Source organism: Mycolicibacterium neoaurum (assembly GCF_036946495.1).
Lineage (GTDB): Bacteria > Actinomycetota > Actinomycetes > Mycobacteriales > Mycobacteriaceae > Mycobacterium > Mycobacterium neoaurum_B.
The window spans coordinates 841,509-860,644 of record NZ_JAQIIX010000001.1 but is presented as its reverse complement, the minus strand read 5'-3'; the positions used below and the strand labels follow the sequence as shown (position 1 = coordinate 860,644).

The following is a 19,136-nucleotide window of genomic DNA, read 5'->3' as shown; positions in this document are numbered from 1 at the left end:
ACTTAGCATGGGCCGTGAATTCTGTCTTGGGAGGAAAACCCGTTGTCTGACCGTCTGATCGTCAAGGGCGCGCGCGAGCACAACCTGCGCGGAGTCGATCTTGATCTACCCCGCGACGCCCTGATCGTGTTCACCGGCCTGTCAGGTTCGGGGAAGTCCTCGCTGGCCTTCGACACCATCTTCGCCGAGGGGCAGCGCCGCTATGTCGAGTCGTTGTCGGCCTATGCCCGCCAGTTCCTCGGTCAGATGGACAAGCCCGATGTCGACTTCATCGAGGGCCTGTCGCCGGCGGTCTCCATCGACCAGAAGTCGACCAACCGCAACCCGCGGTCCACCGTCGGCACCATCACCGAGGTCTACGACTACCTGCGCCTGCTCTACGCCAGGGCCGGGACGCCGCACTGCCCGGTCTGCGGCGAGCGCATCGCCCGACAGACCCCGCAGCAGATCGTCGACCAGGTGCTCGCGATGGAGGACGGCACCAAGTTCCAGGTTCTCGCACCGGTGGTGCGCACCCGCAAGGGTGAGTTCGTCGACCTGTTCGACAAGCTCAACAGCCAGGGTTACAGCCGGGTCCGTGTCGACGGCGTCGTCTATCCGCTGGCCGAGCCGCCCAAGCTCAAGAAACAGGAGAAGCACGATATCGAGGTGGTCGTCGACCGCCTGACCGTGAAGGCATCGTCGAAGCAGCGGCTCACGGACTCGGTGGAGACGGCGCTGGGCCTGGCCGACGGCATCGTGGTGCTCGACTTCGTCGACCGCGAGGAGGATCACCCGCATCGCGAGCAGCGGTTCTCCGAGAAGCTCGCCTGCCCGAACGGCCACCCGTTGGCCGTCGACGACCTCGAACCGCGGTCGTTCTCGTTCAACTCCCCGTACGGCGCCTGCCCGGAGTGCACCGGTCTGGGCATCAAGAAGGAAGTCGATCCCGATCTCGTCGTGCCCGATCCGGATCTGACGCTCGCCGAGGGTGCCGTCGCGCCGTGGTCGATGGGGCACACCTCCGAGTACTTCACCCGGATGATGTCGGGCCTCGGTGAGGAGCTGGGATTCGACGTCAACACCCCGTGGAAGAAGCTGCCCGCCAAGGCGCGCAAGGCCATCCTCGAGGGCTCCGACCATCAGGTGCACGTCCGGTACAAGAACCGGTACGGACGAACCAGGTCGTACTACGCCGATTTCGAAGGTGTACTGGCGTTTCTGCAGCGCCGGATGGAGCAGACCGACTCCGAGCAGATGAAGGAGCGCTATGAGGGCTTCATGCGCGATATCCCCTGCCCGGAATGTCAAGGGACCCGGCTCAAGCCGGAGATCCTTGCGGTGTCGTTGTCGGCTGGGGCGCACGGTGCCAAGTCGATCGCGGAGGTCGCCGAGCTCTCCATCGCTGACTGTGCCGAGTTCCTCAATGCACTGACCCTCGGTACCCGTGAGGCCGCGATCGCCGGGCAGGTGCTCAAGGAGATCCAGTCCCGGCTCGGCTTCCTGCTCGACGTCGGCCTGGAATACCTGTCCCTTTCCCGTGCGGCGGCCACGCTGTCCGGCGGTGAGGCCCAACGTATCCGGCTGGCCACCCAGATCGGCTCGGGTCTGGTTGGCGTGCTCTACGTGCTCGACGAGCCGTCCATCGGCCTGCACCAGCGTGACAACCGCAAGCTGATAGACACCCTGGTCCGGCTCCGGAATCTGGGTAACACGCTGATCGTCGTCGAGCATGACCTCGACACCATCGCGCACGCCGACTGGGTAGTCGATATCGGCCCGGCGGCGGGCGAGCACGGCGGCCGGATCGTGCACAGCGGTTCCTACAAGGATCTGCTGCGCAATCCCGAATCACTCACCGGCGCCTACCTTTCCGGCAAGGAGAGCATCGAAGTGCCGGCCATCCGGCGGCCCGTGGATCGCAAGCGCCAACTCACCGTGGTCGGTGCCCGCGAACACAACCTCAAAGAGGTTGACGTCGCATTCCCGCTCGGGGTGCTCACCTCGGTCACCGGGGTCTCCGGTTCGGGTAAGTCGACGCTGGTCAACGACATCCTGGCCACCGTGCTTGCCAACAAGCTCAACGGGGCCCGGCAGGTGCCCGGCCGGCACACCCGGATCAACGGTATCGATCAGCTCGACAAGCTGGTGCGCGTCGATCAGTCGCCGATCGGGCGGACGCCCCGGTCCAACCCGGCCACCTACACCGGGGTGTTCGACAAGATCCGTACGCTTTTCGCCGCCACCACCGAGGCGAAGGTCCGCGGCTACCAGCCGGGCCGGTTCTCGTTCAACGTCAAGGGCGGCCGGTGTGAGGCGTGTTCGGGTGACGGCACGTTGAAGATCGAGATGAACTTCCTGCCCGATGTCTACGTGCCCTGCGAGGTGTGCCACGGCGCGCGGTACAACCGCGAGACCCTCGAGGTGCACTACAAGGGCAAGACCATCTCCGAGGTGCTCGACATGCCCATCGAGGAGGCCACCGAGTTCTTCGAACCGATCTCCTCGATCCACCGTTATCTCAAGACACTCGTTGATGTCGGACTCGGTTACGTCCGGCTGGGCCAGCCCGCCCCGACGCTGTCCGGCGGGGAGGCCCAACGGGTGAAGTTGGCCGCCGAGCTGCAGAAGCGTTCGACCGGCCGTACGGTGTACATCCTCGACGAGCCGACCACCGGCCTGCACTTCGAGGACATCCGAAAGTTGCTCAAGGTGATCAACGGTCTTGTGGACAAGGGCAATACGGTCATCGTGATCGAGCACAACCTCGATGTCGTCAAGACCTCGGACTGGATCATCGACATGGGACCCGAAGGCGGTGCCGGCGGCGGAACCGTCGTTGCCCAGGGGACTCCGGAAGATGTCGCGGCCACGCCCGAGAGCTACACCGGTCAGTTCCTGGTGGAGATGCTCGATCCGGCACCTGCCGCGGAGACGCCTGCGCCCAAGACCCGACGGCGCCGCAGCAAGGTCAGCGCCTGATCGGACCGCCCGGCCACAGTGCACTTCCAGACGTGGTACTACCGGCAGTATCACCCGCAGCAGTAGTACTGCCGGTAGTACCACTGTTGCGGCGGCACCATCACCCGCGCGGCGGGATCGGTGGGTGGTCAGGCCTTCGTCAGCGGTGAGGGGAAGCGCGGTTTGATCCGTGTCCCGTCGAGCCACGCTGTCAGCTGATCAGCTTTGTGTTGCAACGCCTTCCGAGCATCGCGGCCGACGTCGGCGATGACCCGGATCTCCACCGTGGCGTCCTGGTTCTGACGCCAACCGCCGACCACCCGTCCATCGACCCATGCCGTCGGGCCGGCATTGCCGCGTGTGTCGAAAACCTGCGCACCCAGGTCGTGCAGATACCAGTCCCGTCCGGTCCATCCCATCGTCGTGACGTCCAGGCCCGGTAGCAATGCCACCCAAGGCTCCGGCTCCGGTTCGATCTCCAGATCGTCGGGCAACGCCACACCCGGCGAGCCGTGCAGGTCCACCCCCACCGCGCCGATATCGACAAGTGCCCGGCGCGCCCAGCCGAGGGTCTGTCCGAACCACCACGTGATATCCGCTACCGCGGCAGGGCCGAAGGCGCGCAACCAGTTTCGCACCATATCGGCGGCCGCGGCATCCGGCTCGGCCGCCGGTACGGCACCGAGCCAGTCGGTGGTGGAGGACCACAAGGGACGGGAGGATGTCCAGCCGCCCTGGTTACGTCCACGCATGATGTCGCCGCGCACATCGAGTACGGTCAACACTCGCGGGGCCAGGGGAGTCGTACCGCCCCAAGGCTTTCCGGGTGCCGGATCCCAGGTCCCGGCCAGCTCGGGCAGCGCCAGCCGCAGGTCGGCCGCGCCCGTGGGACCGTTGTCGTCGAGGTGGTGGAGCACGGCGGAGCGGGCCCTGTCGAGCCACGCCGATCCGTCCGCGGCGACCCCGGCCTTCTCCACATCGGCGATCAGCTTGCGGGTCTCGGTGTCGGCGACCCGGTTACTGGAGGCCACCTGCACGTCCGGCAACCGGCCGGTCGGCACCATCCACAGCGTCCGCCGCATCGCCACCTGCCGCACCAGCCGCCGATCGTCGTAGAGCGCGGTGCTCAGGTCGTCGCGTTCGAATCCCGGCACCCGGGCCCACAACGACAGATATGGCGTTGTCGGGTCGGTGGCATGAAGGCCCACCAACGCAGCCGTCACCTCGTCCACCGATGCGCCGGGACAGGCGAGGAAGTGTCGTCGCCCCAGTCGGGCGCGCCGCTCGGCGACGGTGAAAGTCCGCACCGCCACGCCGCGTCAGTCCTGGTCGGACTTCATTGATTCGCGGATTTGCGCCAGCCGATCCGCGGCGGCGCGCTGGCGCGCCTCGTACTGCTCGGCGATCGTCCGGCCCTCCGGTGTCTCATCGGCCAGCTCCGCCCCACCGATCGCGGTGCCGAGGCGGGTCTCGATCTTCTCGCGCACCGCATCGAATGTCGGCACACCCGCCTCGGTGTAACCGGTATCGGCAGGAACCGGCGGCGGCGGCGACGGATCGACCGGCACAACGTCGACGTCGAGCGGCTCATCGGCATAAGACTGCTGCTCATCGGCCATGTCGTCACCGTACCCGCACCGAAGTTTGGGATCGGTAGCAATCGGCGGTGGATGTACTGATCCCACGACGGCGCCACCGGGGCGACGGGCGAATGAAGGGGACACACATGACGAAGAATCGCGTTCTGGCCGCCGGCATCGGAGTGCTCGCCGCAACGACCATCCTGGTCGGCTGCTCCGATGACAAGGGCAGTGAGCCGGCCGCGTCGTCGAGCGCGGGCAACAGCACCGCGCAGGTCGCCACCGGCGGTGACACCGAGGTCAAGGTGGAGGGTCAAGATCTGGCCGGGTTGGACCTGAAGTCGGTGACCTGTGTGAAGGCGGGCGGGAAGATCAACGTCGCCAGCGGCGCCGTGGGTGGGCAGCAGGGCCTCGGTGTGGTGATGACCGACGAGGCCACCCCCAAGGTCGAGTCGGTGGGCCTGGTGGTCGACGGTAACGCGCTTGCCGTTGCCGCCATGGGCGGTGCGAGCACCGGCTCGGCCGAGGTCAAGGTCGACGGCAGCACGTACACCATCACGGGTGAGGCCACCGGCGCGGACCTCAAGAATCCGATGGCCGGCATGATCACCAAGAAGTTCGAGATCAAGGTCAGCTGCAACTGACCAGGAAAGACCGGCGGCGGACGCAGATCTGCGTCCGCCGCCGGCTGTCGTCCTATGATGACGCCGTGTCGATCACCGATGCCCTCGGCGGGGCCCGGCGGCTGGCGTGGGCATCCGACGAGTCGGCAGCCAAGGATCTGCTGCTCACGCAGCTCGCGCTGATCGAGGAAGCCGACCGCGACGATCTTGCGCTGGAAGTGTTCGCCCAGCTCGGCGAGATCTACCTGGTGCGGACCGCCTATGACGGTGTCGTCGAGTGCATCACCCGCATCCGGGACTGCCTGGCCGCCTACCGTTCTCAACCCGTTCGCAGTGCCGAGACCGAACACATGATGTGCCGCTACGGCCGTCGGGCCGATTTCCTGCAGACCGGTCTGCACGCCGCCCGCGGTGAGCATGAACAGGCCGCCGCCGTGCTGGCCACCCTGGCCGCGTCATCCGGGCCCGCCGATCTGGCGGCCGAGCAACGATTTCTGGTGGCCTGCTCGCGGATCCTGTGCGCCCAGGCGCTCGCCGATGACGATCTGCACCACCTCGCCGCCCCGCTCTGGGACCAGGTGCTCGAGGGTCTGGACCTCTCCGCCGATTCCGGAGGTCATCACGATCGGCTGCTGGTGCTGGCTGGAATCGGCTACGGCGGCTTCTGCGTGCAGACCGGCCGGCTGGCCGAGGCCGAACCGTGGCTGCGCCGCGCGGGAGCCCGCGCCGCGCTGAATGGATGGGAACTGGACACCGCCAGGACGCAATTGGAACGTGCGGTCGGCAACTGGTCGCGCGGCGACCACACCTCGGTCGAGGAGTTGATCAACGACGCCTACCCCGTCATCGCGCGCTACGCCCGCGCCCACGACGTGTCCCGCTGCTGGTTTCACCTCGGTCTGACCAAACTTGCCGCCGGTGCCCTGTCCGACGCCGATCAATGCTGGGAGCACGCCGAGCGGCATTGGCGTGAACTCGGTAAACCACTGCACATCCATCGGATCCTGCTGCAGCGCAGTTGGATACCGATCTTCTTCGGTAGATTCGGCGCGGCCGTCGAACTCATCGCGCAGGCGCGAGCCCTGCTCGACGACTGGCCGCGCAGCACCTGGTTGCAGTACGCGCGGTGTGACGATCAACTGGGCACCGTGTGGCGTGCAGATGCACTGGCAGATCTGGGATTCGACGGCTCCGGTGACCCCGATGACAGCTGGGACGAGGTCGAGGCCAAACATGCCGCATCGCTGGGCACCACGAACGCCCAGACCGGCAGCCCGGGCTTCGTCCGCGCCATGACGAAACTGGAGCAGGCGGCTCTGCTCAAGGTCCCCGCCGCGCTGGCGGTGGACTCGGTGCGCCACACCATCACCGACGCCGATGCCCGCGCGCACTGGGCGGCCCGGGTGTCGGCCCCGATGCTGGCCGGTGCGTTCGCCGTGGCCTGGGAGTGGGAGAACACGGCGCTGGTCGCCGAACTCATCGAATATCACAGCGCCCGAGGTAGTTTCAGCACCTCAAGCGGTCAGGAGACCGAAGCTCCGCCATGGGCCGGGCCGCAAGCGGTGCTGGTGAACAGTGACCTCGAACTTGCGGAGCCTGACCTGGCCGATGTCGCGTCCGGATCGGTCACCGGGGGACCATCGCTGACCAGGCTCGGGCCGCTACCGCCACTACAGATGGATCCCGACGCCGAACCCATCCTCGCCCAGTACCGGCAGCTGGCCCTGCAGCGGTACCGCAGGCGCATCACCGCTGATGAACCCCCCTGGCCGACATGGACGTGAGCCACCGCCCGACGCTGATACTCCGGTACGCCGACGTCGGAATCGCCACCTATGCCAGCCTCCGCGTCGTCGGACACCCCGAACGCACCGCCACCTGGGTGGTCGAGGAGACCATCTTGCTGGCTGCGCTCGAGGAGATTGCGGGCGCGCTTCCGGATCCTCGCGGCTCCGAATCGCCGGTCGACGCGCTGGAAAGGGCACTGACCCGCGGCGCGTTCACCGATCCGGAGTCCGAGCTGATGCTCGCCTACCGGCTCGGTGTGCTGCTCATCGGACCCGAAGCCTGGCAGCTGCTCGACGCGTATGCCGATCAGGCCCCGGTGTTGCACATCGCGCCGAGCGCACGGCTGGGGCGCATCCCATGGGGTCTGTTGGCGCGACCGTCACTGCGCCCCGACGTCACCGCGATGCTGCAGGCGCGCCAGGACGCCATCACCCCGGACGGCCCACAACCCGCGGTCATTCCCTGGCCGGGCGGCGCGCTCAGCGCACTCAGCTCCGGCATACGGCTGATGGAGCTCGCCGACGTACTGATGGCGGTTCCGGCCAACATCGCCCGGATCCGTCGGGTCAATCAGCCTCGGCCGCAGGGGGTTCCACTGCTGATACTCGACCCCCGGGTGCCAGGTCAGCGCCCCGACTCCGCGCTCGGATCGGTCCTTGGACGACCTTCGGCCGACACCGTGTTATCGCGGCACTATGCCGAACTGATGAAGAGTCGGACGGTTCTGCCGCGGGTCGACTCCGCCGTCGAGTTGTTCCGCAGAACCGATACCGACCGGGACTGGCTGGCCGTGACGCTGGCGCAGCGGCCGGGCAGACTCGTCTTCGTCGGACATGCCAGTGTGGGCGACAGTGCGCAGCACGCCGATGCCGGCGTCGGGCATGCCGAACGCGCGGCGCTGCATCTTGCCTGCCGGTCATCGGTGCCCGGCTTTGCGAACCCGATCGGCGATCATCGCCCGCTGACCGCTGCCGATCTGCTCGTCGCTGATCTGACCTTCCCGACTCGGGTCGCTCTGCTGGCGTGTGCCTCCGGAGGTGACTACCGGTTCGACGAGGCGACCGGTCTGGTGGCGGCCATGGTCCTTGGCGGCGCGGAGCTGGTGACGGCGACGCTGTGGTCGCTGCCGACAAGCGCCGGATACCGTCGCTTCACCGATGGCGCGCATTCAGACCCGATGGGTTCCGTGATCGCCGCGGTGGACACGGCCCACCAGGAGATCGCCGACTTCGATGCCGCATGTGCGGTGAACCGTTGGCAACGCACACAATTGCAGCGCTGGCGGACCGGCGACCGACTGGCCGCCCCGGTGTACTGGGCGGCGTTGGCCACCTTTGCCGTCGGTCAGGCGGGCGGGATGCACACCGCCACCGAGGATTCGTCGTCTCGCAGATAGTAGGCATCGATCACGGCGCCAGGGAACACCCGGCGCAACGCGCTCGCGGGGATCAGGGCCGTCTCGTGTGCGGGGAACTGGCCGCCCTCGGGCCTGCGGACCATCAGGTCCAGCACGACCTCGCAATGATCCTCTCGCCCGGTACCGGTCGGCCGGGCCGCCGTCACCACGCCGGTGCCGCGCACCCCATGCCGGATCAGGTCCACCTGCGATTCGGTGACAAGGCCCTTGCCGATCAACATCCGGTCGAACGCGGCCCGGATGGCCGCGATATCGTCGGGCAGCGAAAGATCCTCGCGTGCATCGGGATCGAACGCCACCAACAACACCACACCGGGCCGGATGCCCGCTGCCATCGGGTCATCCGGTACCAGCAGCCGTCCCGTGAATGTGCCCGCGCACACGCTGTGTACCTCCACGGTGATGGCGTCGCTGCCCGGCGGCACGGATGCCACCGTGCCGATACCCACCGCTGTCTCCGACTGCGCCGCAGGGCACTGCGGGCGTCGACGGCCGGTGGCGACGAGCAGGGCCAGACCGACAGACACGACGATGGCGAGCGGGGCGAGGAGCGGGTGCGCGGACATGGGGTCCAGGTTCACCCTGTGGTGCGGCTACCGAACCCAACTTTTCATCGGTGCCTATCCTGATCGGGTGAGCACCGTGCCCGAGACGACCTTGCGGGTCGCCGATGCCGTGCCCGCGCATCCGCGGCGGGCCGTCATCGATCGCGCCTGGCGGGCGATCGGACCCGGTGTCGAGGTGCTCAGTACCGCAGATGGCGGACCGCTGAGTCGCACCGTCAAACGCGTTCTCGATCCGCTGGTGTTGCGCTTGCGGGCCAATCCGCAGTTCTCCGCGCCGGTGGTCTCCGGCGAAGTGGCCGAACAGATGCACCGGGCGATACTGGACCATTCGGCTGCGCTGTGCGCCGCCGCGCAGTGGTTCACCGTGCTCAAGACGCACCGGCGGAAGCTGAAACTGACCACCGGTAACGCCCAGGAGTTGTACTTCCCGGTGTGTTTCGAGCTTGCCGTGACCAAAGGGGCTCCGGTTCAAGGTGATTCAGACACCCCGGTGCGTGTGTTGCGCGACGTACACGATGATCGCGACCGCAATGCGATCGAGGTGCTCAATCGCCACATCGCCGACGAGTCGACCGTCCGGGCGCTGGCGGCCCAGGCTGAGCGCAGTTGGGCCGATGTCGCGCCGACGCCGGCCATCACCGACCCGTTCCTGGCCGGGTTGGTCACGGTGCTCGGCGATGCCGTGACGCATGGCGAATGTGCTGCCAGGCAACGTGTCTGGACGGCCTTGGTGGCCGACGCGACCCCCTACAATCTGGGGGCGCGGGCGCACTACGCCGAGCCGGACCTGCCGTGGTCGCTCATCACGATCGGCCTGAGTTCGGCGGTGCCGCAGCCGCCCCCGCCGATCACCGGCGGAAGCGAAACGGACCGACCGCTGAACCGCAGTGTGCTGGATCGGGTGCGGGCCACGCTGCGGCGGGCGATGGATCGCGACGAGCTTCCGGATGTGCCGCTGCTGCTCGCCGAAGAGGTCGATCGGGCGTGTGCCCCATGGGGTCTGCTCGCCGAGGACATCCAAGCCGCGTTGGTCGCCGGCATCGAGGTGGCCGTGGAGCTGGCCCCGCTGCGGGAGACGGCGATGCCGCGCTACCCGTTGGCGGCCCGGATCCAGGCGCGGCTGCGCAAGGAGGCCTACGTGTTGCACGCACGTCGCTACCTGGCCGCCGGCGAGGTGTTACACCCGCGCCAGCAACAGGTCACCGAGGACCTTGCCACCTTCGCCCGGCCCTACCTGAGCAGGTTGTGGGCCCGGTTGCACGGCCGAGATGTGTGGCAGGAGAGCTGCCGGGATGTCGAAGAGATGTGTGCGCTCCTGCAGGGGGTGGCCCGGTCGGTCAGTCTTGATCATCGCCAGCGCATCAAGTCGATGCTGGAACTGGAGGCCATGCGGTGAAGCTGACGGCTCAGGATGGTCTGTGGACCACCGGCGGTGCGCTTGCCGAGCCGCCCGTGGTGGCGGTGCTCGAGGTCGCCGGCGCCGTGCTGGCGTGGACGGTCGATGATCCCGCCGCACCCGTACACCTCACCTTCACCGATATCGCTGCGGCCGATTGGCTGTGGCGGGTGGTCGGTGAGCCCGGGCACGTCGCACTGGTCGCCGCGATCGGCGACGCGATGCCCGAGCCGTCCGCGGTCATCGACGTTCCTGGGGTGGAGCTGGCTGCCGGGCCATTGGCCCCGCTGCGGCGGCTGGCAATGGGGCATTGGCTGCGTCGATGGTGGCCGGCGAGCATGCGCGATGCGATCGCCGAACTCGATGTTGCGGTGCTGGATGCGGAGATCGCGGTCCTGACGGCGGCCGCCCAGGATTACTTTGTCGACGACACGTTCGACAGCGATGTCGAGGAGCTATTGCGTCCGCATAGGGACATACTGGCCGGCCTCGGCAGTTCGGCCGACCCACGCATCGCCGAACTGCTGGAAGCCTGCGCCGATCTGGTGGATCTGCCGGACCCGGTGGATGTATCTGCATCGCGGCGTCGCGACGATTATGCGCTGGCGGCAGGCGGAGCAGACTCGGCGACGCAGCCGTCGATCGCGCGGGGGACCGCATCGATCAGCTGGGGTGCGGTGCGGCCCGCGGTGTTCGATGCGGCAGAGGACACCGTCGACTGGACGGTGCGCGTCGACGCCGCGGGTCGGGTCCTCTTGACCGTGCGGACTGCGGTGCGGGCTCCTGCCGAGGGTATCCCCGTGTGGTTCCGCGGTGGCGGGATCGCCGCCGATGCGGTGCTGGCCGCCGACGGCACTACCACCGCCGAGCTGCCGATCACCGAATCTGCTGCGTGGAACCATGATTGGAGTGCCGTGTCGCTCACCGTGGGTGGGCCGGCCACCGAAGGTCGCGACGCGAGAGAACGGATTCGCGCGTTCGTGCGCAACCGGTCACGGGGTGGTGCGGATGATGCCTTTCTCGCCGAGGTGCTGGCCGCCGAGAGCGACTACTGAGTGGCTCGATGGTTGGCCACCGGCTGCACCACCGGAACCGCCGGTGCGGTGTGCATCGGCACCGCAGGTAGCGGTGCGGGCGGACCGGGTGGTGGCGGTGGGACCGGTGCCGCGGGTGCGGCCGGTGCCGCTGGGGCGGGCCCGCCGGGAGCCGCGGCAGGGGCCGGAGAACCGGTCGGTATCGCGGTCGGAGCCACCTCGGGAGTGTGCAGCTTGGCCGCCAGCCATGGCATCGCCTCGGCCAGCGCCGAGCCGGCATAGGCCCAGTCGTGGTTTCCGGGTCGAGTGACGATGCCGCACTCGATACCGTGTGCGGTGGCCACGTCGCACAAGGTCTTGGCGGCCGCGGCCTGCGGGGGAGGTGGGGAGACGCCCGCACCGTTGATCGCGAACCAACCGGATACCCCCGAATACTGTCCGTGCCGGGTCATCACGGTGACCGGGTCGAACTCGTCATAGGCAGCGGCGTTGCCGCCGAAGAGACGATCGATGGTCTGCTCCCGGTTGCCGGTGTTCGGCGCGAGGTCACCGGCGATGTCCACGAAGCTGGAGAAGTGATCGGGGTGCATGGTGACGAGGTTCACCGCGCAGGTGCCGCCCATCGAGAACCCGGCGACACCCCAGTTCGCCGGGTCGGCGCTCACCCCGAACTTCGAGATCACGAACGGCACAACATCCTTGGTGAGGTGGTCGGCGACGTTTCCGCGCACACCGTTGACACACTCGGTGTCATTGCTGAACGCGCCTGCCACATCGGCGAACACCAGTACCGGAGCGTTCCCGTGGTGCTGGGCGGCGAAGTTGTCGGCCGTCTGCACCGCCGCGCCGGCGCGTGCCCAGTCCTCGGGCGTGTTCAGCTCGCCACCGATCATCATCACGGCGGGCAACCGCGGCGGCGGATTCGAGGCGAACCAGGCCGGCGGCAGATAGACCAGCTCACCCCGATGTTTGAAACCTGAGTTCGCATTGCCGGTGTCGACGGCGATCAGAGATCCCTTGGGCGGCAGGGAATGTCCGATGTGGTAAGCGGTGAGCGTTGCCAGGTCGGTCTGGTCGGGCAACGGTTCGTCGGTCAGTTGGCCCCACGCCGAACCGACGGTGGGGAAGTAGCCAGTCCAGACGTTGACGGCCAGTGCCACACAGATGGCGCTGAGCGGGACGGCACTGAACATCGCGGCCCGGCGCAGGAACCGGGCGCCACGCCAGCCGGCAAGCAGTGCGCAGCAGGCGAATCCGGTCGTCCCCACCCAGATCCACAGCGCCGGTGGCGCGGGTTCGTCGGCCAGGCCCTGGCTGTTGATGTACCAGTTGGTCGCGAGGATCGCGGCGAGGCCGACGGCGGCGGCGGCGATCAGTACGCGCGGGCGCTGCTTGCGGAGCGCGATCAACACGATGGTGCCGGTGACGATCTGGATCGTCGTCGGCACCGAACCGTGGGTGAGCGACATCAGCGTCGGATGAGTCACGCCATCTATGTTGACGGGCTTCCCTGGGAAGTGGCTGTGACCCCTCAGCGCGGCTTGGCCAGCGGGAACGGCAAGGTTTCTCGGATGCTGCGCCCAGTGATCAGCATCACCACTCGGTCGACACCCACACCGAGGCCGCCGGTCGGCGGCATCGCGTATTCGAGGGCCTGGAGGAAGTCCTCGTCGAGTTCCATCGCCTCGGGATCTCCGCCGGCGGCCAACAGCGACTGCTCCTGCAGGCGGCGCCGCTGTTCGACCGGGTCGGTGAGTTCGCTGTAGGCGGTGCCCAACTCGACCCCCCAGGCCACCAGATCCCACCGTTCGGCCACCCCGGGGATGCTGCGGTGCGGCCGCGTCAGCGGGGACACCGAGGTCGGGAAATCCTTGTAGAAGGTCGGGTGCTCGGTCTGCCCTTCGACCAGTCGTTCGTAGAGTTCCAGCACCACCGCGCCGGCGTCCCAGTGCGTCAGGTAGGGCACCCCGGCGCCGTCGCACAGATGGCGCAGCGTCTGTAGGTCGGTCTCCGGGTCGATGGTGGTGCCCAGGGCCTCCGACACCGCGCCGTGGACAGTTTTGACCGGCCAGTCCCCGGAGATGTCCACCGCTTCCAGGGCGCCGTCGGCGCCGGGGCGCATCACCACCTGGGACCCGTTGGCGGCTTGGGCGGCGTTCTGGATCAGTTCACGGCAGCCGTGCATCCAGACGTTGTAGTCGGCATGCGCCTGATAGGCCTCCAACAGCGTGAATTCGGGGTTGTGGCTGAAGTCCACCCCTTCGTTACGGAAAGCGCGGCCCAGCTCGAAGACGCGCTCGACACCACCGACGCACAACCGTTTGAGGTACAACTCCGGCGCGATCCGCAGATACAGGTCCAGATCGTAGGCATTGATGTGGGTGATGAACGGGCGGGCGTTCGCGCCGCCGTGGATTTGCTGCAGGATGGGCGTCTCCACCTCGAGGAAACCCTTGCCCACCAAGGTCTCCCGGATGGCGTGCAGGATCCGGCTGCGGGCGGTGATCAGGTCCCGCGCATCGGTGTTGATGGCCAGGTCGACGTAGCGGGTGCGGACCCGGGCCTCCGGGTCGGTCAGGCCCTTCCACTTGTCGGGCAGCGGGCGCAGGCATTTGCCGATCAGGCGCCATCTGGTCACCAAAAGCGACGGTGTCCCGTTGCGGCTGTGGCCCATGGTTCCGGTGACCTCGATCAGATCGCCGAGGTCGATCGCAGCCGTGAAATCGGAGTTGCGCCCCTGGGTCAACCGCGAATCATCCAGCAGCAACTGCACTTCGGCCGACCAGTCTCGCAGCTGGACGAACAGTACCCCGCCGTAATCGCGGAGTCGCAGGATCCGGCCCGCCACCGTGACGGTCTCGTCAGGGGCGGTGGTCGCCAACGCCTGGTCCACCGTGTGGCTGGGCGCCTCGCCGACCGGATAGGCATCGATCCCGCTGTCCTGCAAGGATTTCAGCTTGGCCATCCGGACCCGGACCTGCTCGGGCAACCGGTTTTCCTGCGCGCCGGGCAGATCGTGGGCCATCGAGCTGGCATCGGGTGCGGTGCCGTCTTCGTGCAGCACGCCGCTGTCCACCAGAGCCTTGGGGGCCGCGACATGTTCGCCGGTGTGTTCCTTGCGCCGCGAGAAGGGCAGGATCAGGAAACCCTCGGCGATCACCGATGCCACTCCGACACGCGGGATCTCGCGTGTCTCTTCGTAACAGGCGTAGCGCGGCACCCACTCGGGCTGATACTTCATGTTGGACCGGTACAGCGTCTCCAGCTGCCACCAGCGGGAGAAGAACACCAGCAACGCCCGCCAGAGCCGGGCCACCGGCCCGGCGCCCAGCTGGGCACCCTGCTCGAACGCCGATCGGAACATCGCAAAGTTCAGCGAGATCCGCGTGACCCCGAGATCCTCAGCCTGCAGGCACAACTCGCTGACCATCAGCTCGATGGTGCCGTTGGGGGACTGCGGGGACCGACGCATGACGTCCAGTGACACGCCGTTGGAGCCCCAGGGCACCAACGACAGCATCGCCACGACCTGATCCTCGGAGCCGTCCGCCGAGCCCTCGGACACCGCCTCGACCAGCAGGCAGTCGCCATCGGCCGGATCGCCGAGCCGTCCGAGCGCCATCGAGAAGCCACGCTCGGTTTCGGTGTCCCGCCATTCGTCGGCTCTGGCGATCACCATGGCCATGGCATCGGCGGTGAGATCGCGGTGCCTGCGGATGCGCACCGTCAGCCCGGCCCGGCGCGCGCGGGTCACGGCCTGGCGCACGGGTTTCATGTCCGGTCCCGAGAGTTTGAACCGGTCGGGATGCAGAATCGCCTCGTCGCCGAGTTCCACGGCGTTGAGTCCCGCCTCGCGGAACGCCTCGGCCGCGGTCGTGCTGGCACCCATCACACCGGGCGCCCAACCGTAGGTCTCGCACAGCTTGAGCCAGGCTCCGATGGCCGCGGGCCAGGCCCGCGGATCGCCCACGGGGTCACCGCTGGCCAGGCAGACCCCCACCTCGACCCGATAGGTGATGGCGGCGCGGCCGTTGGGCGCAAAGATCACCGACTTGTCGCGTCGTGTCGCGAAGTATCCGAGCGAGTCGTTCTTGCCGTACAGCTCCAGCAGGCCTCGGATCGCCGACTCGTCCTCGCCGGTCAGCGCATTGGTCGCGCGCTGGGAGCGGAACAGCACGATGGCCGCGACCATCAGTGCCAGTGCGCCGAAGAGGCCGAGCAATGCTCGGACGAGAACTCCAGGGTGCTGGCCGTCGAAGACCTCTGCGTCGACGCCCGAGAACGCGACCACCCGGTTGGCGGCGTAACCGAGTCGGTAGTCGGGCTCCAGGGAACCGGGGAACAATTCGAGCAGGCCCCAGCCGATCAGGATGCCCACCGTCATCCCGGCCACCAGCGTGCCCACCGCCTTGATCAGCGCGCCGCGGCGCACCTTGGCCCAGAACTCGTGACGCGCCAGCACCAGGAATCCGATGGATGCCAGATGGAACACCAGGCCGATGATCTCGCCGATGTCCTCCATGACGGTCTCGTCGCCGGTCACCAGGTCGGCGACGTTCAGCGCGGCGGCGCTGACCATGTAGAACACCAGGATCCACCACGCGATGCTCTTGCGGGCGGCCAGCGCAGCAGCCAGCAACGCCAGCACGAAGGCCCACGCGAAGCTGGTGTCGGGGAAGTTGAAGATGTAGTCGTTGACGAACTCGCGCGGAATCCGGATCACGGCGCGGACGAACGGCGAGATGCTCGCCACCAACGACAGCGTGGCGATGACCCCGACGATCCAGCCCGCCGCGGTGGGAACCCAGGCGAAACCCGATGGCCGACGGGGTGTCGCCGCAGGATGGGGCGAGGGCACAGCTGAGGTGGCCGTCATGGGCGCGAGAATATGCGCTAACCGGACGGGACGGGTGATTCTCGGGGCCCCGGGTGGTGTGTCGGGGTGGCGATCACCAGACCGGGCCGGTGTACTTCTCACCGGGACCGTGTCCCGGCTCCTCGGGTGCGGCACTGGCCTCGCGGAACGCCAGCTGCAGGCTCTTGAGCCCATCGCGCAGCGGACCGGCGTGCAACCCGAGGAACTCCGCGGAGGCGGTCACCAGGCCCGCCAGCGCGGTGATCAGACGGCGCGCTTCGTCGAGGTCGCGGTGCGGGCTTTCGTCGGGATCCTCGGACGCCAGGCCCAGCTTTTCGGCGGCCGCGCTCATCAACATCACCGCCGAACGGGTGATCACCTCGACCGCCGGGATTTCCGCGAGCTCTCTCACCTGCGGGTCTTCGGCGGACTGAGTTTTCTGATCGTCGGTCATGCCTGATAGAGTGGCATGATCGACCGTCCCGGCGAACGCCAGGGACAGTAAGTGGAGTCCCGCTCCCACCGCTGACCGTACCGGTCCAGCGGTCCGGTCACAGGCATCCGCGGATGCTCTGTTCTGCGTTTACGCAGACGGCGAGAGCCGTGATCGGTCGGCATCGGGCCCTGCTATATGCAGGGCCTTTCTGCTGATGGCGTGGTGTTGCTCCGCTACTGACCCGGTATTCCACACGGTCGTGGCACGAGAAGACAACGTAGGAGGCCCCATCAGCACTGAGACCCGCATCAACGAGCGTATCCGCGTACCTGAAGTCCGCCTGATCGGACCCAATGGCGAACAGGTAGGCATCGTTCGCATCGAAGATGCACTCCGCGTTGCCGCGGATGCCGATCTCGACCTTGTCGAAGTAGCCCCGAACGCCAGGCCTCCGGTCTGCAAGATCATGGACTACGGCAAGTTCAAGTACGAGACGGCACTCAAGGAGCGCGAGTCTCGCAAGAACCAGCAGCAGACCGTCGTCAAGGAACAGAAGCTGCGACCGAAGATCGACGACCACGACTACGAGACGAAGAAGGGGCACGTCGTCCGCTTCCTCGAAGCCGGGTCCAAGGTCAAGGTCACCATCATGTTCCGCGGTCGCGAGCAGTCCCGGCCCGAGTTGGGCTACCGACTGCTGCAGCGCCTCGGCGCCGACGTCGCCGATTACGGCTTCGTCGAGACCTCGGCCAAGCAGGACGGCCGCAACATGACGATGGTGCTGGCGCCGCACCGCGGTGCGAAGACTCGTGCCAAGGCGGCGCACGACGCAGATACGCCGGCGCGCCGCCCAGCTTCTGAGGCGGCCCCCGCCGACACCGCAGAGCCCACGCAGAACTGATTCACCACACGAACTGAGGACAACATGCCCAAGGCAAAGACCCACAGCGGCGCATCCAAGCGCTTCCGCGTCACCGGAAGCGGCAAGGTTGTCCGCCAGAAGGCCGGTAAGCGCCACCTGCTCGAGCACAAGCCGAGCAAGCAGACCCGTCGCCTCGACGGCCGCACCGTGGTGGCCGCCAATGACACCAAGCGCGTCAAGAAGCTGCTGAACGGCTAATCACCGCTTCACCGACCAACTTTCACCCCGTTAGACAAGGAACACTCTCATGGCACGCGTGAAGCGCGCAGTCAACGCTCAGAAGAAGCGGCGCACAGTACTCAAGGCGTCCAAGGGCTATCGCGGACAGCGTTCGCGGCTCTACCGCAAGGCCAAGGAGCAGCAGCTCCACTCGCTCACCTACGCCTACCGCGACCGCCGCGCGCGCAAGGGTGAGTTCCGCAAGCTGTGGATCTCGCGCATCAACGCCGCCGCCCGCGCCAACGACATCACCTACAACCGCCTGATCCAGGGCCTCAAGGCCGCCGGCGTCGAGGTGGATCGCAAGAACCTGGCCGAGATCGCCGTCAGCGACGCGGCCGCGTTCACCGCTCTGGTCGAGGTCGCCAAGGCGGCCCTGCCCGAGGATGTCAACGCGCCGTCGGGCGAAGCCGCCTGAGACACCGCTGAATGAGTGGCTTCTCCACGCCGCTCACCGAGCGCGCAGATCGGGTAGCCGCAGCGATCAAGCTGCAGCGACCTGTCGAACGTCGCCGCGCCGCACGCTTTCTCGCCGAGGGACCCAACCTCGTCGAGGCGGCGTTGCGGCGCGGAGTCGTTTCCGAGGTGTTCGTCACCGAAGATGCAGCGGTTCGCTTCGCATCCCTGCTGGCCGACACCCCGGCCCACATCGTGACCGACAAGGCCGCAAAGGCGCTGTCGGACACCGTGACTCCCGTCGGACTGGTGGCGGTCTGCCGCATTCCCGAGGTGTCGCTGCCGGACCTACTCTCCGGCGATCCGCGCCTGGTGGCGGTCGCCGTGGAGACCTCCGATCCTGGTAACGCCGGGACCCTGATCCGTCTCGCCGACGCGATGGGTGCCGATGCGCTGATCCTGGCAGGCAACAGCGTCGACCCCTACAACGCGAAATGCCTACGCGCATCGGCGGGCAGCATCTTCTCGGTGCCGGTGGTGTCCGCGGCCGACACCTTGGCACTGATATCGGAGCTCGTCCATGCCGGCCTGGTGGTGATGGCCACCACGTTGGACGGTGAGGCCTCGCTGGCGACCCTCAGACTCGACGTGCCGACGGCATGGCTGTTCGGCTCGGAGGCCCACGGACTGCCCAGCGATGTGGCCGCGGCCGCCGATGTACGGGTGCAGATCCCGATGAAGGGCGGCGCGGAGAGTCTCAATGTGGCTGCCGCCGCCGCGATCTGCCTCTACGAGAGTTCCCGGGCGCTGTCCTGACTACCTGAGTTCAGTCATGACGGGCCAGGTGTTTGTCCGGCTGCGCTGGTGTAGGTCAGATGGGCCGAACGTCTACCTGAGTTCAGTCATGACGAGGCGAGTCGCGTTATCGCTGAGGCCAAGGAGGTCAGGTTGTCATGGCGGCCCG

Annotated in this window: 16 protein-coding genes; 10 read left to right on the top strand and 6 right to left on the bottom strand. The window is 67.4% G+C overall.

Annotated elements, in window-relative coordinates; all coding sequences use genetic code 11:
• Window positions 1-42: 42 nt before the first annotated feature.
• Complete coding sequence (gene uvrA, locus PGN27_RS03970; protein WP_335324921.1) at window positions 43-2,961, top strand: excinuclease ABC subunit UvrA; 2,919 nt, start codon at window positions 43-45, stop codon at window positions 2,959-2,961.
• 128 nt (window positions 2,962-3,089) lie between these two features.
• Here uvrA and PGN27_RS03965 read toward each other — a convergent pair whose 3' ends face one another.
• Both PGN27_RS03965 and PGN27_RS03960 read right to left on the bottom strand, forming a co-directional pair.
• Entirely contained in the window at window positions 3,090-4,247 is a 1,158-nt protein-coding gene (locus tag PGN27_RS03965; protein ID WP_335325223.1) for a winged helix DNA-binding domain-containing protein, read from the bottom strand.
• 12 nt (window positions 4,248-4,259) lie between these two features.
• Window positions 4,260-4,559, bottom strand: coding sequence for a hypothetical protein (locus PGN27_RS03960; RefSeq protein ID WP_335324920.1), 300 nt, complete (start codon window positions 4,557-4,559; stop codon window positions 4,260-4,262).
• Window positions 4,560-4,666: 107 nt separating this feature from the next.
• Here PGN27_RS03960 and PGN27_RS03955 point away from each other — a divergent pair, with 107 nt between their 5' ends.
• From PGN27_RS03955 to PGN27_RS03945, 3 genes are all read left to right on the top strand, one after another.
• Window positions 4,667-5,164 (top strand): lipoprotein LpqH, encoded by a 498-nt coding sequence (locus PGN27_RS03955; RefSeq protein ID WP_335324919.1) that lies wholly within the window; start codon window positions 4,667-4,669, stop codon window positions 5,162-5,164.
• Between the two features lie 65 nt (window positions 5,165-5,229).
• The gene (locus tag PGN27_RS03950) at window positions 5,230-6,927 is read left to right on the top strand and encodes a hypothetical protein (protein ID WP_335324918.1); all 1,698 of its coding nucleotides are present in this window, start codon (window positions 5,230-5,232) and stop codon (window positions 6,925-6,927) included.
• Window positions 6,918-8,327 carry a CHAT domain-containing protein gene (locus tag PGN27_RS03945; protein WP_335324917.1) on the top strand — a complete coding sequence of 470 codons (1,410 nt, stop codon included), beginning with the start codon at window positions 6,918-6,920 and terminating at the stop codon, window positions 8,325-8,327. Before PGN27_RS03950 ends, PGN27_RS03945 begins: the two co-directional genes overlap by 10 nt.
• Here the strand turns inward: PGN27_RS03945 and PGN27_RS03940 are convergent.
• The gene (locus PGN27_RS03940; RefSeq protein WP_335324916.1) at window positions 8,276-8,914 is read right to left on the bottom strand and encodes a hypothetical protein; all 639 of its coding nucleotides are present in this window, start codon (window positions 8,912-8,914) and stop codon (window positions 8,276-8,278) included. The genes PGN27_RS03945 and PGN27_RS03940 overlap by 52 nt on opposite strands.
• A 67-nt stretch (window positions 8,915-8,981) precedes the next feature.
• Here PGN27_RS03940 and PGN27_RS03935 point away from each other — a divergent pair, with 67 nt between their 5' ends.
• Complete coding sequence (locus PGN27_RS03935) at window positions 8,982-10,310, top strand: hypothetical protein (protein WP_335324915.1); 1,329 nt, start codon at window positions 8,982-8,984, stop codon at window positions 10,308-10,310.
• The gene (locus PGN27_RS03930) at window positions 10,307-11,365 is read left to right on the top strand and encodes a carbohydrate-binding protein (RefSeq protein ID WP_335324914.1); all 1,059 of its coding nucleotides are present in this window, start codon (window positions 10,307-10,309) and stop codon (window positions 11,363-11,365) included. The genes PGN27_RS03935 and PGN27_RS03930 overlap by 4 nt, the downstream gene beginning before the upstream one ends.
• On the opposite strand, the gene PGN27_RS03925 is transcribed toward PGN27_RS03930, so the two are convergent.
• The 3 genes from PGN27_RS03925 to PGN27_RS03915 form a co-directional block, all read right to left on the bottom strand.
• Entirely contained in the window at window positions 11,359-12,813 is a 1,455-nt protein-coding gene (locus PGN27_RS03925) for an alpha/beta hydrolase (protein ID WP_418888550.1), read from the bottom strand. The genes PGN27_RS03930 and PGN27_RS03925 overlap by 7 nt on opposite strands.
• Before the next feature lie 62 nt (window positions 12,814-12,875).
• Window positions 12,876-16,220 carry a bifunctional lysylphosphatidylglycerol synthetase/lysine--tRNA ligase LysX gene (gene lysX, locus PGN27_RS03920; RefSeq protein ID WP_335324911.1) on the bottom strand — a complete coding sequence of 1,115 codons (3,345 nt, stop codon included), beginning with the start codon at window positions 16,218-16,220 and terminating at the stop codon, window positions 12,876-12,878.
• Window positions 16,221-16,293: 73 nt separating this feature from the next.
• Window positions 16,294-16,653: a DUF1844 domain-containing protein gene (locus PGN27_RS03915; RefSeq protein ID WP_335324910.1), complete on the bottom strand. Its 360-nt coding sequence runs from the start codon at window positions 16,651-16,653 to the stop codon at window positions 16,294-16,296.
• 196 nt (window positions 16,654-16,849) lie between these two features.
• On the opposite strand from PGN27_RS03915, the gene infC reads away from it, so the two are divergent.
• The 4 genes from infC to PGN27_RS03895 are packed head-to-tail and all read left to right on the top strand — an operon-like array spanning window position 16,850 to window position 18,988.
• A complete protein-coding gene (gene infC / locus PGN27_RS03910; protein WP_335324909.1) occupies window positions 16,850-17,536 on the top strand; it encodes a translation initiation factor IF-3 in 687 nt (228 codons plus the stop codon).
• Window positions 17,537-17,560: 24 nt separating this feature from the next.
• Window positions 17,561-17,755 (top strand): 50S ribosomal protein L35, encoded by a 195-nt coding sequence (gene rpmI, locus PGN27_RS03905; protein ID WP_019511535.1) that lies wholly within the window; start codon window positions 17,561-17,563, stop codon window positions 17,753-17,755.
• 49 nt (window positions 17,756-17,804) lie between these two features.
• Window positions 17,805-18,194, top strand: a complete 390-nt coding sequence (gene rplT / locus PGN27_RS03900) for a 50S ribosomal protein L20 (RefSeq protein ID WP_011560372.1) — start codon at window positions 17,805-17,807, stop codon at window positions 18,192-18,194.
• An 11-nt stretch (window positions 18,195-18,205) separates the two neighbouring features.
• The gene (locus PGN27_RS03895; protein WP_335324908.1) at window positions 18,206-18,988 is read left to right on the top strand and encodes a TrmH family RNA methyltransferase; all 783 of its coding nucleotides are present in this window, start codon (window positions 18,206-18,208) and stop codon (window positions 18,986-18,988) included.
• The last annotated feature ends 148 nt before the right edge of the window (window positions 18,989-19,136 follow it).

What these genes read in the sequence shown, in the direction of transcription:
- PGN27_RS03960 (WP_335324920.1), bottom strand. Translation starts at nt 4,559, where the DNA reads ATGGCCGATGAGCAGCAGTCTTATGCCGATGAGCCGCTCGACGTCGAC.
- PGN27_RS03955 (WP_335324919.1), top strand. Translation starts at nt 4,667, where the DNA reads ATGACGAAGAATCGCGTTCTGGCCGCCGGCATCGGAGTGCTCGCCGCA.
- PGN27_RS03945 (WP_335324917.1), top strand. Translation starts at nt 6,918, where the DNA reads ATGGACGTGAGCCACCGCCCGACGCTGATACTCCGGTACGCCGACGTC.
- PGN27_RS03940 (WP_335324916.1), bottom strand. Translation starts at nt 8,914, where the DNA reads ATGTCCGCGCACCCGCTCCTCGCCCCGCTCGCCATCGTCGTGTCTGTC.
- PGN27_RS03925 (WP_418888550.1), bottom strand. Translation starts at nt 12,813, where the DNA reads ATGTCGCTCACCCACGGTTCGGTGCCGACGACGATCCAGATCGTCACC.
- lysX (WP_335324911.1), bottom strand. Translation starts at nt 16,220, where the DNA reads ATGACGGCCACCTCAGCTGTGCCCTCGCCCCATCCTGCGGCGACACCC.
- PGN27_RS03915 (WP_335324910.1), bottom strand. Translation starts at nt 16,653, where the DNA reads ATGACCGACGATCAGAAAACTCAGTCCGCCGAAGACCCGCAGGTGAGA.
- infC (WP_335324909.1), top strand. Translation starts at nt 16,850, where the DNA reads ATGGCGTGGTGTTGCTCCGCTACTGACCCGGTATTCCACACGGTCGTG.
- rpmI (WP_019511535.1), top strand. Translation starts at nt 17,561, where the DNA reads ATGCCCAAGGCAAAGACCCACAGCGGCGCATCCAAGCGCTTCCGCGTC.
- rplT (WP_011560372.1), top strand. Translation starts at nt 17,805, where the DNA reads ATGGCACGCGTGAAGCGCGCAGTCAACGCTCAGAAGAAGCGGCGCACA.
- PGN27_RS03895 (WP_335324908.1), top strand. Translation starts at nt 18,206, where the DNA reads ATGAGTGGCTTCTCCACGCCGCTCACCGAGCGCGCAGATCGGGTAGCC.